General features: G+C 41.5%; 12 protein-coding genes and 1 other annotated feature. Of the genes, 2 read left to right on the top strand and 10 right to left on the bottom strand.

Annotation, left to right across the window (positions count from 1 at the left end; all coding sequences use genetic code 11):
* Positions 1-25: 25 nt before the first annotated feature.
* The 10 genes from P343_RS22855 to P343_RS22900 all read right to left on the bottom strand — a co-directional run bounded on the left by P343_RS22855 (position 26) and on the right by P343_RS22900 (position 11,780).
* Positions 26-259, bottom strand: a complete 234-nt coding sequence (locus P343_RS22855) for a YtxH domain-containing protein (RefSeq protein ID WP_023509054.1) — start codon at positions 257-259, stop codon at positions 26-28.
* Positions 260-436: 177 nt separating this feature from the next.
* Positions 437-1,687, bottom strand: a complete 1,251-nt coding sequence (tyrS, locus tag P343_RS22860) for a tyrosine--tRNA ligase (protein ID WP_023509055.1) — start codon at positions 1,685-1,687, stop codon at positions 437-439.
* An 89-nt stretch (positions 1,688-1,776) separates the two neighbouring features.
* Positions 1,777-2,037, bottom strand: a binding site (T-box leader).
* Between the two features lie 101 nt (positions 2,038-2,138).
* Positions 2,139-4,340 (bottom strand): ATP-dependent Clp protease ATP-binding subunit, encoded by a 2,202-nt coding sequence (locus P343_RS22865; RefSeq protein WP_023509056.1) that lies wholly within the window; start codon positions 4,338-4,340, stop codon positions 2,139-2,141.
* 178 nt (positions 4,341-4,518) lie between these two features.
* Entirely contained in the window at positions 4,519-4,956 is a 438-nt protein-coding gene (locus P343_RS22870) for a universal stress protein (protein ID WP_023509057.1), read from the bottom strand.
* 262 nt (positions 4,957-5,218) lie between these two features.
* A complete protein-coding gene (locus P343_RS37655; RefSeq protein WP_023509058.1) occupies positions 5,219-7,471 on the bottom strand; it encodes a CDP-glycerol glycerophosphotransferase family protein in 2,253 nt (750 codons plus the stop codon).
* Entirely contained in the window at positions 7,461-8,711 is a 1,251-nt protein-coding gene (locus P343_RS22880; RefSeq protein WP_023509059.1) for a CDP-glycerol glycerophosphotransferase family protein, read from the bottom strand. The genes P343_RS37655 and P343_RS22880 overlap by 11 nt, the downstream gene beginning before the upstream one ends.
* The gene (tagD, locus tag P343_RS22885; protein WP_023509060.1) at positions 8,683-9,081 is read right to left on the bottom strand and encodes a glycerol-3-phosphate cytidylyltransferase; all 399 of its coding nucleotides are present in this window, start codon (positions 9,079-9,081) and stop codon (positions 8,683-8,685) included. Before tagD ends, P343_RS22880 begins: the two co-directional genes overlap by 29 nt.
* Positions 9,082-9,588: 507 nt before the next feature.
* The gene (locus P343_RS22890) at positions 9,589-10,017 is read right to left on the bottom strand and encodes a GtrA family protein (RefSeq protein WP_023509061.1); all 429 of its coding nucleotides are present in this window, start codon (positions 10,015-10,017) and stop codon (positions 9,589-9,591) included.
* Positions 10,010-10,999: a glycosyltransferase family 2 protein gene (locus P343_RS22895; protein WP_023509062.1), complete on the bottom strand. Its 990-nt coding sequence runs from the start codon at positions 10,997-10,999 to the stop codon at positions 10,010-10,012. Before P343_RS22895 ends, P343_RS22890 begins: the two co-directional genes overlap by 8 nt.
* 148 nt (positions 11,000-11,147) lie before the next feature.
* A complete protein-coding gene (locus tag P343_RS22900; RefSeq protein ID WP_023509063.1) occupies positions 11,148-11,780 on the bottom strand; it encodes a hypothetical protein in 633 nt (210 codons plus the stop codon).
* Between the two features lie 208 nt (positions 11,781-11,988).
* Between P343_RS22900 and P343_RS22905 the strand changes: the two genes are divergently transcribed.
* The gene (locus P343_RS22905) at positions 11,989-12,171 is read left to right on the top strand and encodes a YjcZ family sporulation protein (RefSeq protein ID WP_023509064.1); all 183 of its coding nucleotides are present in this window, start codon (positions 11,989-11,991) and stop codon (positions 12,169-12,171) included.
* Positions 12,172-12,372: 201 nt separating this feature from the next.
* Positions 12,373-13,692, top strand: coding sequence for a hemolysin family protein (locus P343_RS22910; protein ID WP_023509065.1), 1,320 nt, complete (start codon positions 12,373-12,375; stop codon positions 13,690-13,692).
* Positions 13,693-13,818 lie beyond the last annotated feature (126 nt).

The following is a 13,818-nucleotide window of genomic DNA, read 5'->3' on the forward strand; positions in this document are numbered from 1 at the left end:
GCTCTTACACCTTAACTCTTTTCATTCAGCTATAAGGTTCACTATCTTTATTTAACAAATTTGCGACTACTTGCTTGACCTTGTCCACGCCATTATCCACGCATTCTTTCACAGAAAGATCTTTACGTATTTCTTCTCCTGATTTTGGCGCAAAAAGTAAAGCAACAAAAGCACCGACTACCCCGCCAATGATTCCGCCCACAACCAGTTCTTTGCCACTGATCCCGCTGCATGAACATTTTTTGTTATCTGCACCCATTGTTCAAGACCTCCCTTAATGGCTTACCTTAAAATTTTGTCGATTTAGTTATTATGCAAACCAATTTTTTCTAATTTGCATTCACTAAATTTAGTATACCACGCAGCAAAACAACATCGTGTCATTTTCAGATTTATTCTGCACATTAAGGTCAATGTGATACATAAAAAATCACGTTCAAAATTGGATCAATGTGTATTTCTTTTTTCCGCGACGAACGATCGTGTACTCATCGTCAATACGGTCTTCATCTGTCAAAATATCATTTAAATCAGTACGACGCGCCCCATTGACATAAATCGCGCCATTAGCAATATCTTCACGCGCTTGTCGTTTAGAGGATGCAACCCCAGCTTCAACGAGCAGCTCAAGCAACTTTTTCGACTCTTTTGATGGTGCATTAAATGTCGGTACATCCTTAAATCCCTGACGGATTTCCTCTCCACTTAACTGTGCGACATCCCCACTGAATAATGCCTGTGAGATATGCTCTGCCTGTTTAAGCGCCTGTTCACCGTGCACGAGTATCGTCATTTCGCGGGCGAGTGTTTTTTGTGCCTTGCGTTCTTCTGGATGCTCCGCTACTTCTATTGCCAGAGCTTCAATTTCATCTTTGGTCAGGAATGTGAAATATTTCAAGAAATTCACGACATCATCATCTGATGCGTTGAACCAGAACTGGTACCATTCATAAGGTGTTGTTCTCTCCGGATCAAGCCAGATCGCCCCACCCATTGACTTGCCGAATTTCGTACCGTCACTTTTTGTAATCAGAGGGAAAGTCATTGCGAACGCTTGGTCTTCATGACCACGCTTGCGAATCAATTCCAAACCCGCTGTGATATTTCCCCATTGGTCACTGCCGCCAACCTGCATCCGGCAATTATTCTTCTCATACAGATTCAGAAAATCGAAAGATTGCAGGAGCATGTAGGAAAATTCGGTGAACGAAATACCCGCTTCAAGCCGCGTTTGTACGGAATCTTTGGAAAGCATGTAATTAAGCGTAAAGTACTTGCCGACATCACGCAAAAACTCAATTGCAGTTAGTGAATTCAGCCATTCGGCATTATTTACAAAGGTCGCGTTTCCATTGTCAAATTGAAGGAAACGATCCAACTGTTGTTTGAGACTTTCTGCATAGTTGTCTACAATATCCTTGGTATTCAGTTGACGTTCAGTTGATCGGCCGCTCGGGTCACCAATCATGCCCGTTCCGCCACCGACAACAGCAATTGGATGATGCCCTGCTTTTTGTAAGCGCATCATGATCACGATAACAAGCAAATTGCCAGCATGGAGGCTGTTTGCTGTCGGATCGAATCCACAGTAAAACGCCATTGGTTTTTTAAGCGCTTCCCGAAGCGCCTCTTCATCCGAAACCTGATTAATCAGGCCGCGGTATTTTAAATCATCAATAATATCCATTACTTAAACACACCTTCCAATCAATTTTTCATTTTTGTCATGCTCAGGGGTACCAGTTTGATAACCTGGAAAATAAAAAAGCGCCCCTAAAAAGGAGCGCTTATCGCACGGTACCATCCTTGTCGACTGCTTTTCATAGAGGTTGTTTGAAAAGTCACCTTTTCGAATAAACTCTTATAGAAACAGTCACTTAATTAAAGTTAACGGCTGCAGCCGTCTCCCGCTACTAATCGTTCACAGAAGATGCTCAGGGAGGTAATTCGCTGCGCCGTTAGCTGCAAGGCTCTCACCAACCGCCTGCTCTCTGAAAAGCAAATTCGACCGCTACTTAATCCCATCATCGCTTGTCGCTATATAGTGTATTGCCATTTTGCCACTTTTTTCAGTTTCTGTCAAACAAAAAAAGCACCTGTGGCATTGCTAACCACAAGCACTTTTCCTCCACATCATTTCATTCGGCAGTAACCATGATCGTCCCGTTGTTTTCATCAACCGTCATTTTTTTCGCCGTGCTGTGATCAAGAAGCAGATCAGAAATTTTATCTTCTACCTTTTCCTCAAGTACACGGCGCAGCGGGCGTGCGCCAAATTCAGGATTGTATCCCAGTTCAGCCAATTTCTTTTTCGCGGCATCAGTCACGCTCAATTCGATTCCCTGTTCGCCTGCAGCGGTGCTGATATCGTCAAGCATCAGATCAACTATAGAGAGCAGATCCTCTTTTCTCAGTGCGCTGAATTTGACAATCGAATCCAATCGGTTTAGGAATTCGGGCTGGAAGTATTCTTCAAGCTGTTTGATCATATCTTCACGGCTGCTCGTTGATCCAAAGCCGACCGTAGCCGATCTGTTTTTGATCCCTGCATTACTCGTCATAATAATAACCGTATCCTTAAAGCTTACCGTACGTCCCTGACTGTCGGTTAGGCGACCGTCATCCAGAATCTGCAAGAACAGATGCATGACATCCGGATGTGCTTTTTCAATTTCGTCCAGCAAAATAATACTATACGGTTTGCGGCGTACTTTTTCAGTTAGCTGGCCGGCTTCGTCATGGCCAACATAGCCAGGGGGCGCACCGATCAAACGAGACACCGAATGTTTCTCCATATATTCACTCATATCGAGGCGAATCATTGATTCACGGTCCCCAAACATTTCTTCGGCGAGCGTTTTAGCAAGTTCTGTCTTTCCAACACCTGTCGGCCCAACAAACAGGAATGAACCAATTGGTCTGGTCGTTTTACGAAAGCCGGTGCGATTGCGTCGAATCGCCCGAGATACTTTTTCAACCGCTTCTTGCTGCCCAATAACTTTCGCATTCAGACGATCGGCCAGGTTGCGCATCTTATTCTGCTCGTCAGCCTGTAATTTTCGTACCGGAATGCCCGTACGTGTCTCAACAATTTGCTGAATCAATTCTGCATCAACAACGGCTTCCTTGCCAGTCACCGGCATTTCAGAACCATTTGCTTTGATTTTCTCCAACTGTTCCAGCTGTTTCTGATAAGCATGTTCCTGATCTCGAAGCCGAGCAGCTGTCTCGAATTGCTCATTTTTTGTTGCTTCCGCTTTTGCCGCTGCAATCTCATCAATTTTCTTTTTTACGCTTTCAGTATCTACTGGCGTTAAATTCAAGTTAACTTTTGATCCGGATTCATCCATCAAATCAATAGCCTTATCCGGCAAGAAGCGGTCCTGAATATAGCGTGCGGAAAGCGCCACACAAGCTTGAATCGCTTCATCAGTATAACGGACATGGTGATATTTCTCATATTTTGATTGAATACCCTTCAAAATCTGAACCGCTTGTTCTTGTGTTGGCTCATTGACAATGATAGGCTGGAAACGACGCTCAAGCGCAGCGTCTTTTTCAATTTTGCGGTATTCATTTAATGTTGTAGCACCAATGATTTGCAATTCACCACGCGCAAGCGCAGGTTTTAAAATGTTGCCTGCATCCATCGATCCGCCTTCTGCAGATCCTGCGCCGACAAGCAAATGCACCTCATCAATAAAGACAATCACATTTTTCCGCTTCTCTAGTTCGGTCATCAGTTGTTTCATACGCTGTTCAAACTGCCCTCTGATGCCTGTGCCGGCGACAAGAGATGAAACATCGATTAGATAGATCTCTTTATTCGCAAGCTTCGCAGGTACTTTTCCCTCAATGATCTTTAGAGCGAGGCCTTCAGCTATTGCTGTTTTACCAACACCTGGTTCACCAATCAATACCGGATTGTTTTTATTTCTGCGATTCAGCGTTTCAACTACCAATTGGACTTCACGTTCACGACCAATAACCGGATCGATTTTTCCCTGGCGCGCTGCTTCTGTCAGATTTCGTCCGACTTGATCTAGAAATCCTCCGCGACGTCCGCCTCCACCGCCACCAGCAGCTTTTCCGTGCATTCCGTCAAAGTTCATACCGTTTTCTTGTGCTCTATTTTCGCTAGATGCCATTGAAGGCTGAATCAGACTTTTGAACAAATCATCAAATGGTGATCCGCTGTTTTGAAAAAATGAAGGCATATTAAAATTATTTTTCATTTTCGAATAACACTCCTCACAGAGATGGAGATGCTTTTGCTGTCCATTCACAATGACATTCATTTCCACAACCGCTTGGTTCAGTTTACATTCATCACAAAGCATAAGATCAAACCTCCTCCAGGTTGAATTTAGTGTCAAGTTTGGATCCGATCCATTGTATTTTTTTGACCTTATTTGACCTTATGGTTTTATTATAGTCTGACCTTCTTTGACTTTCAAGTATAAAGTAAAAAAAACCTTTGCAAAGTTTATGCTTTGCAAAGGTTCTTCACTGTATAAATTATTTCACAATCATGACAGGGCATTGAGCCAAATGAAGTACTTTATTGCTGACACTTCCTAAAATTACTTGTCCAAAAGCCCCCATGCCTCTGTTTCCCATGATAATCAAATCTTTTTTTGTGTCATTCGCGTAATCGCAAATTTCTTGCGCTGCAATGCCATACAAATGTTTCTTACGGAACGTCACCTTTGTATTTTTAGATGCTTTTTCAATGATATCATCCAGCATCTGATTGCCTTCTTTTTCTTCTATTTCTTTGACGTCCGCGTCAAGTGACGGGCCAACCATTGAATAGAAGGGAAAATAAACTGGAGAAGGACTGACATAAATCAAAGTGATTTCGGCATCTTTCTTACCCGAAGCAATCGAAACCGCTTCTTGCACTGCGCGTGATGCAGGCTCAGAACCATCAACCGGAACTAAAATTTTATACATAGTCACCACCAACCTTCCCATGCTCGTAAACTAATCAACCCTTACACTTATACTATACCACTTTTTCAGAAAATGTAAGCGCATTTTCACCAGATTATAACGGAACTTTATGACGATTTACCGACTAATTCTGAATAGAGAAAAAATAACAGCAAAAAAATACCCCAGCTTTACAAAGCCGGAGCCAATTCATATTATGCTAATTAAATGTTTACCCATCATGAGACGGAACAATGATTGGATAATCAACAGAATAAACACTTTATTTAAAAACAGTTTTGACCACTTTCTCCGACGAATGGCCGCTCTCAAGCGAACAAAATTTTTCAAAGAATGCATCAAAACGATCAGAGACAGCGAAGCCCGAGGCTTCTATATCATGTATTGCCTGAATAACCCCTTCGGTTGTTGTTACAAGCGGACCTGGAGCTTTCTGCTCAAATTCAAAATAAAATCCGCGCAAATGATCACGGTAATCCTCAATGTCATAAGTGAAGAAAACCATCGGACGTTTCAAATTTGCAAAGTCAAAGAAGACTGAAGAATAATCTGTTATTAAAAGGTCAGAAATCATATACAGTTCACTGATATCTTCGTAGTGAGAGAAATCATAAGCAAATCCATCATATTCAGACAAATCCAGCTGATCTGCAATAAGATAATGCATCCTCATGATTATGATGTAGTCCTTACCCAGATTCTCCTTCATACGTTGAAGATCAAGATCTAATTCAAAACGGTAGCGTCCTTTACCATAAAACTGGTTGTCACGCCAAGTCGGCGCATACAGAATTACTTTTTTATCCCTTGGGAGTCCACAACGATCCTTAATCGTATCAATCGTTTCTCGATTATTTTTCTGGTACAAAAAGTCGTTACGTGGGTACCCTGATTCAATCATTGTATTTTCAAAACCAAAGGCGCGCGAGAAAATTTCCGACGAGTAAGCGTTTGGAGAAATGAGATAGTCCCATCTGGATGACTCAGCGAGAAAATTTCTTTTATATTTCTCTGTATTGGTCCCAGGCATATGTACCTCTTCCATATCAAGTGCAAGCCTCTTTAACGGCGTGCCATGCCAGGTCTGAAGATACACTGTATGTTTCGGTTTAGACATCCAAAGTGGAAGACGAACATTTGTCACCCAATAATTTGCGCGTGTCATCAGCATTAACCACTTCAAGGAAAAACGCTTGACATAAGGCAGTTGATGCTGTTCAAACAGCTCTGTGTAATTACCATTTGCGCTCCAGACCAACTGGTATTCTGGATAATGATCTCGCATGTACTCATAGATGGCACGTGGATTGCAACTGTACTGACGACCGAAAAAGCTTTCAAACATCACAAGATTCTGTTTCACCGGCAGATGAGACAGCAATTGAAAGGTACGATGATACACAGCTGTAAAAGCTTTGCTTTTTTTCACTCGATTTAAACCGCGCCTCACCTTGCCTTTTGCAGCATCTGCCAGTGTGTACGGCGCAATCCGGAATGCAAGACTGTTATTTCGATTTCTTTTAACAGTCAAGCTCTTTTTCAAGCCATCCATTTTGATAATATGACGACCTGTAATCACCTTTTGACGTGCAAGAATTCTTACCGGACGTTCAGAGAAAAGCATACCATTTTTATTATGTGTCAGTTCTACGCGGAAATAAAGGTAAGTCGGCTCGGATACATCCGAAAATTGAGAAGCAATCGGTTTTAAATCAATAGCAAGCGAGAATCCTGCCCAATCGTAATTTCTGCCAAGCGATTGAGCCGCCTCTGTCAAATCAGGCCGTTCTATATTTTCAGCGCGCCACTCCGCAATAACTTCTTCATCACTATTAACAAGCATTAATTTTTTCTGGACATCGGGTTTTGACAACACATCGGCAATTGGGAAAACCACATGGCCTTCAAGATTGAGCATGAAGTGCCTGCTGATGGCGGCATGGTCAATTCTTGCCATGACATGAACTTCTTCAACACGCAGTGACAGAGCTTTTTTCTTTGTATAAAAAGGAACGAGCATTTTATCTTTTTCTTCGTCATACAGGCTAAATAAATCAAGGGGTTGCAACGGTTTTACTGCACGCAGACGAATATTCAGCTTGCACGATTCCACCTCGGCATTCACCCCAAGGTCACTAACTTTTTCGGCTTCATCTATTTGATCCACGTCAAGTTCGGCATATACCTGATTGAGCAATGACTGATCTACAGGAACCGATACGAAAAAGTTCCAAAATTCTCTGTTAAAAAAGTGTTGCTGAACGGATGAGAGCTGAACCAGTACCTTTGCCACCCAAAACTCATCATCATCTTTGGTCACAGTATCGATAGGAAAATGAAAGGTTGCATCGCCGAAACGGTCACAAACAAATAATTCAATCCGTTTTATGTACTGTTCATCTATTTCCGGGTTAAAGCGAATAGAAATACTCCATTGCCCCGGACTTGCTTCAAAATGTGTTATCCGCGGTTTTATTAATTTTTTTATATATTTCTCAGCTTGCTCACTGATCATTTCTCCCGCTCCTCCTGGCTAAATAAAATTGATGTCCTTCTATTTGTTCAGAAGACTGCTTTAAACACTCTTCTAAATAATCGGCCACATGGCTGCTGGACGCCCCTGTCGAATAATGATTCCACGTATTGGAAAAGTCAGTGATCTCACTTAAATCAAACACATGATGCTTGATTAATTCAATTAATGATTCAGTGGAATATGCGATCGGACCTGGAACCATTTGTTTATAATTTCCCCATAATCCTCTGCTTTTTTCATATTCTTTCAAATCATATGGAAAAAAAATCATCGGTCTTTCTAACAGCGAAAATTCGAATGGGATTGATGAGTAATCAGTAATCAAAAGATCTGTGGCCAACAATAATTCATTGACGCTTGACCAGTTAGAGCCGTCGATCACAAATTGCGGATTTTGTCCGCTGAGGTCTACCATCCCTTTTTCTGCAGGATGAAGACGCAACAGCAACACATAATCATTACTCAAGGCTTGTTCCATCATTTTCAGGTCGAGGCCAAGGCTCCCATCTTTTATTGGCTTATCTCGGAAGGTCGGTGCATATAATATGATTTTCTTGCCGTGACAGTATCGTTGTAGATTCTTACTGATCTCGTTTCGCTTAGCCAAATCAAAAAAAAGATCGGTTCTCGGAACACCCAAATGAATAAAATGGGTCTCATCTAAACCGAATGATTGCTTGAAAATTTCCTTCATCGCATCCGAACCGACAACGATCTTATTGAAGTGCTGATATACAGCAGCAAAACGCTTCCGTGCTCGTTTGGTTCGGTAAGCAACCGAATGATCATTATAACCAAATGTCTTAAAAGCTCCGCACGCATGCCAGAGCTGAATGCACTGCACATTCTTTTTAAAAGTCGCAACAGATAAAAAGCCGAAATAATTATCAACGACAATAATTTTCGCTGTTGCCAAATGATAAGCAGACCGCAGCAATGCAACGACGTCTCCCGTTTCAAATGGAACGACGCAACTCCCAGTTTTTGCGAAATGGCCGGCTGCAGCTTTCCCGCGACAGAGAAAGACGATGTCTGTTCCATCCAATTGTCGGTGAATCAATTCGTTATATACGAATTGAATATTATCTGTGTAAGAACAGACAAAGACAATTTTGTTCTGCAGTTTGAAACGTTTGCAAATCAAAAAGATGATTTTAAATAGAAAAAGATAGCAGTCAATCAGGAATTCTTTAGCCATTGTTAACCGAAAAAAGATCATGCTTAATCTTGGTTGTAGAAATACCGACCGTACGTGGTAGATATACAACTTCGCAATAATCATTCAGAAAGTCAAACTTTCCTTTCCAGTCATCGCCCATGACGAAGATATCAATATTATTTTCCTTCACATCAGAAATTTTCTGATCCCAATCTTTTTCAGGAATCACTTCATCAACATAACGGATGGCTTCAAGGATCAGTTTCCGGTTCTCGTAACTGTGGTACGCTTCCTTATGTTTAATTGCGTTAAATTCATCCGTTGAGAGGCCGACGACCAAATAATCCCCAAGCTCCTTTGCGCGTCTTAACAAATTAATATGCCCATAGTGCAACAGGTCGAAGGTTCCGTAAGTTAATACTCTTTTCATTTCAATCCGCTCTCCTTAATATCACATTGTTCATTCACGTGTTAAAGTCAACAGGAGCTCACGTTCAACAGTGCGTATATTCTGCCCCAACATTGCTTCTCAAATTAGTGACGCAAATGAAATGCTATAAGATGATGTTCGAAAAGTCCGGGAAAAATTGCCTGCGAATCTCTGCGTCAACTTGCTTTTCCACTCCTCACGTATTCTTTACATACGCTCCGGTGCTCAAAGCTGCGTTTTCTTGATCTTCTTGGCCCTTTTTGTCCTCCTTTTCGAACAGACTCTATAAGTCAAACACCCGATTAATTATTATTCCAATACGATGCGAGTCCAAATGTACGCATGAATACATGCATTCTACATTTTGCGCCTTCAATTGTCAATGACAACACCACATTTTAACGTTTTGGAACATATATAATTTTGTTGCTTTTTTCAATTATTACAAGGTTTGGACTGTGTTAAATTGGTTCCACATGTTATTTCAAAAAACATGAGTTTAATACACTAGGCTTTAAAAACCCATAATTTGCTTAAGACAAAGTTGAAGCATAATCCGATCAGTGTGCTGATAAGCTTATTTAAGTACAGCGGCAAAAAAAGCAGGCTGTGCATAGCAAGCAATGTAATGCCCAACACTGCAACATTTAGTATTACAAATCGAATGACTCTCGATCCTGATCGCTTTGATGCTGCAAACGTGACTTTTGAATTCCATATATAACTATTTAGCATACCGGCAGCATACGACAACACTTGCGCTACTGCGTAAAAAATAAAGAAGTAATGGGTCAGCAGAAAAAAAACGGCAAAATCGACCGCGGTATTACTTACCCCGACGAATCCGAAAAGGATGGCTTGTTTCATCCATTGCCATTTGTTTCCTTTAGCTGCCCGCTGTTCTTCAATAATTTTTGATTGACCTTGATCACTCATGTTTATAAATTTCCTTTTCCGCAAAATTCACTTCACGTGTATCTTCCTCAATCGTGAATCTTGGCCTTTTCTTTGTTTCCTTAAATATTTTTCCGATGTATTCCCCAATAACACCAATTGCGATTAGCTGCATGCCGCCAATCAGCCAGATTGACAATATCAATGAAGTCCAGCCGCTGATTGTATGATCCAGTAACCAGACTAGAAATGCGTAAACCGCGATTCCGCAACCAACGAGTACAAGAAAAAAGCCAAGGCTCATGACCAGCTTGATCGGCGCAATACTGAAAGATGTTATGCCATCCACCGCAAAAGCAATCATTTTCTTAAGAGGATATTTCGATTCTCCTGCGTATCGTTTCTGCCGATCGTAATACACTTTGGCTGATTTAAAACCGAGTAGAGGAATAATGCCGCGAAGGAATATGTTTTCTTCGCGATAGTTCATCAATTCTAATACCGCTCTTCGGCTTAGTAATCTGAAATCCGCGTGATTGGGAACTAGATTAACACCCATCTTGGCCATGAGTTTGTAAAAAGCCAGCGCGGTATTCTTCTTAAAAAAGGTATCCTGATCCCGCCGCTTTCTCACTCCGTAAACGATATCGCAGCCCTCGTGGAACTTATCAACAAACTCAGAAATAGCATGAACATCATCCTGAAGATCTGCGTCAATAGAAATCAAACAGTCTGTACAAGTGCTCACAGATTCCATTCCAGCAATCAATGCGCTTTGATGACCAAAATTTCTGCTCAACTTTAATCCCTTGACCAAAGGGTCGACCTCTGCACGATGATCGATCATTGCCCACGTTTTGTCTGCACTGCCGTCATCGACAAAAAGGATAAAACTGTTCCGATTAATCTTTCCTTCATTAATCAGCCGGTCAAGCACTTCAGTAAGTTCTTTGAACGTCTCCGGCAAAACAGCTTCCTCATTGTAACAAGGAACGACAACACCAAGCAGCGTTTCTCCGTTCATAAAACATCCGCCATCTTTCTCAATCAGAATACAAAATCCGGGATTTCAATAAATCCCAGCTTCGTTCATTAAATGTAGTATACCGTAGCGGTTATAAAGCAAGTGCAAAATGAAAATCTTTTCATAAGGACTCGCTTCCTACAATCATTTACCGCTGCGAAAGCGCATCAATGGCTAATGCAGACCAGCTTTCCATACGTTCATAAACCTCATGTTCACGTAGTTCAGTCAAGGACATCCAGCTGCCCTCCAGCTTATCTTCTTCTCGTACAGCAACCTCAGCGTTTTCAGGTAAGTCAATGGTAACTAAAACACCGATGTGCACTTGTCCAACATCTGACTGATCATCATTAATTAAGCCAATGGTCCGGATCTCAGCAGCGTCCGCATACCTTATAATTAATTCTTCGTTTATTTCCCTGTTCAGATTGTTCGAAAGTACCTGTTTAAAATTTCCTGCTTCTTTTACCTCATTCATATGGCCCCCAACACCAATTGAGAGCTTTCCATAGAGGCGTTCTTCACCGCCGCCACCCAAACGCTTGTATGTAAAGTACTTGCCATCTTTTTTGAGCACTGCATAGGGAATGGGTTGTTTATAAGCCGTATTTTCTTCGGCATCTCCTCGCCGCATGACTGTATAATGTTCTGCCATTCTGTTTTCCAGCGCTGTAATATGATTTCTTACCAGCTCCGTTCCCTGAAAAGTCAAATCCTCCAATCCTTGTCCAAAAAGGTCGGCTCTCTTTATCACAATAATTTGTTCATCCATTTTCCCCATTTTTACATCCTCCAAGTCATATTCTCTATCCCAAGGGTGGGTGAATTATGAGCTGTTGTCAAGTAGATTATGTTAAAGACGTACCCCCTCTCAATCAAGTCAATTGCTTGAGGCGAACGCATGGCTGTGAGGATTGGGCGTTTTATTCATCGCCAATTGTCTTTAGGCAACATAGAATATCATATCTCGTGATAAAGGAGTGACTTGAATGGGCAACTTTGGTTTCGGCGGATATCCGTCAAATGCTCCATACGGTGGTGCAAGTGAAGGCTGCGGCTGCGGCGGCTATCCATCTTATCCGGTAGGTGGCTTTTCCTGCTGTAGCTCTTTCGCGCTGATCGTTGTTTTGTTCATCCTGTTAATTATCGTTGGCGCTACTTTTGTATGTTGATTACGTTAACTAAATGTGAAAATGTCCGGTCGGATCTCATCATCCGTCGGGCATTTTTCTTTTCGCTTTATATTATCATGCCTAAAGTGTGAGCCTTTATCATCTTCTAGCCCCATAATTCAAAATACGTTTACATTTGTGTATAATAGATATGTATCACTCTATTACACATTTGGAGGTGACACCTGAGTATTGAACTCAATGCTCAGGACTCATTTGGACGATACCTTTGGTATAGCAATCGTTGTGTTATTAATATTATTAACAGCTTTTTTCGTTGCAGCAGAATTTGCGATCGTAAAGATCCGCTCTACTCGATTGGATGAACTGATTAAGCAGGGGAATAAGAGGGCAGCGCTATCTAAAAAAATCATTAATGACCTTAACGCTTATCTTTCAACGACACAGCTTGGTATTACAGTTACTGCTCTTGTTTTAGGGTGGATCGGCGAACCTGCTGTAGCACATCTATTCAATCCACTCTTTATGTGGATTGGCTTAAACAGCGTAATGACGCACACACTCTCTGTCATCAGTGGCTTTTTCCTGATTACTTTCATCAGCGTTGTCCTTGGTGAATTGGCACCAAAAGGGATTGCTATCCATAAGGCCGAACAGATCACATTAGCGATTGCCTACCCCCTGATCTGGGCTCATCGATTACTTTTTCCTTTTGTCTGGCTGCTCAATACGTTATCAAATAGTGTTATTCGCCTTTTTGGAATCAAGCCCGAAGGCGAACACGGCGATGCATTAACCGAAGGCGAATTAAGGCTGACTTTAGCCGACAGTTTTAAAAGTGGTGAAATCAGTCAAGGCGAATTGCGCTATATGACACGTATCTTTGACTTTGATGAACGGACTGCAAGAGAAATTATGGTGCCCAGAACTGAGATTGTCTGTATCTACCAAGAAGATCAATTTGAGGAATCGCTTCAAATCCTCCAAAATGAAAAATATACTCGGTTTCCCGTCGTGGAAGAGGATAAAGATCATGTTGTCGGCATGATTAATATTAAAGATCTGTTTACTGATGTTTTAAATAAAGAAATTCAAACCCTTGATCATTATATACGACCGATTCTCTCCGTTCTTGAGACAACACCGATTCGCACGTTGCTTGAGAAAATGCAGAAAGAAAGTATTCATATGGCCATCCTGACTGATGAATACGGAGGCACATCCGGTTTGGTTACTGTTGAGGATATTCTGGAAGAAATTGTCGGCGAAATTCGCGATGAGTATGATGAAGGCGAAGAGCCGCTGATCAAACGTATAGATCCTGACAAAGCGCTTGTAGATGGAAAATTGCTGATCTCACATGTCAATCAGCAATTCCAGATTGACATTGAAGAGGAAGGCATTGATACAATTGGCGGATGGATGCTTGCTGAAGATCCTAACGTCAAGGTTGGTTCGAAGCTTAATTACGACCATGTCACCTTTGAAGTAACCGAAATGGAAGCTCATCAAATTCGAAAGATTATGATCACGAAAATCAAAACCCTTCATGAATCATAAATAAAATATTACTCGTTTAAAGAAAAGAGAGAAGCGAATTTAAACTGGTACCTGTAATTAGGACACTTGAAAAAGAGTGTTTTACCTACAGGTATTTTTTTATATACTTGAATTTCAAGGATATGG

The sequence above is a fragment of the Sporolactobacillus laevolacticus DSM 442 genome (genome assembly GCF_000497245.1).
Classification (GTDB): Bacteria; Bacillota; Bacilli; order Bacillales; family Sporolactobacillaceae; genus Sporolactobacillus; species Sporolactobacillus laevolacticus.

Excerpts from the sequence above, each read along its gene's own strand:
- P343_RS22855 (WP_023509054.1), bottom strand. The coding sequence starts at position 259 with ATGGGTGCAGATAACAAAAAATGTTCATGCAGCGGGATCAGTGGCAAA.
- tyrS (WP_023509055.1), bottom strand. The coding sequence starts at position 1,687 with ATGGATATTATTGATGATTTAAAATACCGCGGCCTGATTAATCAGGTT.
- P343_RS22865 (WP_023509056.1), bottom strand. The coding sequence starts at position 4,340 with ATGCTTTGTGATGAATGTAAACTGAACCAAGCGGTTGTGGAAATGAAT.
- P343_RS22870 (WP_023509057.1), bottom strand. The coding sequence starts at position 4,956 with ATGTATAAAATTTTAGTTCCGGTTGATGGTTCTGAGCCTGCATCACGC.
- P343_RS37655 (WP_023509058.1), bottom strand. The coding sequence starts at position 7,471 with ATGATCAGTGAGCAAGCTGAGAAATATATAAAAAAATTAATAAAACCG.
- P343_RS22880 (WP_023509059.1), bottom strand. The coding sequence starts at position 8,711 with ATGATCTTTTTTCGGTTAACAATGGCTAAAGAATTCCTGATTGACTGC.
- tagD (WP_023509060.1), bottom strand. The coding sequence starts at position 9,081 with ATGAAAAGAGTATTAACTTACGGAACCTTCGACCTGTTGCACTATGGG.
- P343_RS22890 (WP_023509061.1), bottom strand. The coding sequence starts at position 10,017 with ATGAGTGATCAAGGTCAATCAAAAATTATTGAAGAACAGCGGGCAGCT.
- P343_RS22895 (WP_023509062.1), bottom strand. The coding sequence starts at position 10,999 with ATGAACGGAGAAACGCTGCTTGGTGTTGTCGTTCCTTGTTACAATGAG.
- P343_RS22900 (WP_023509063.1), bottom strand. The coding sequence starts at position 11,780 with ATGGGGAAAATGGATGAACAAATTATTGTGATAAAGAGAGCCGACCTT.
- P343_RS22905 (WP_023509064.1), top strand. The coding sequence starts at position 11,989 with ATGGGCAACTTTGGTTTCGGCGGATATCCGTCAAATGCTCCATACGGT.
- P343_RS22910 (WP_023509065.1), top strand. The coding sequence starts at position 12,373 with ATGCTCAGGACTCATTTGGACGATACCTTTGGTATAGCAATCGTTGTG.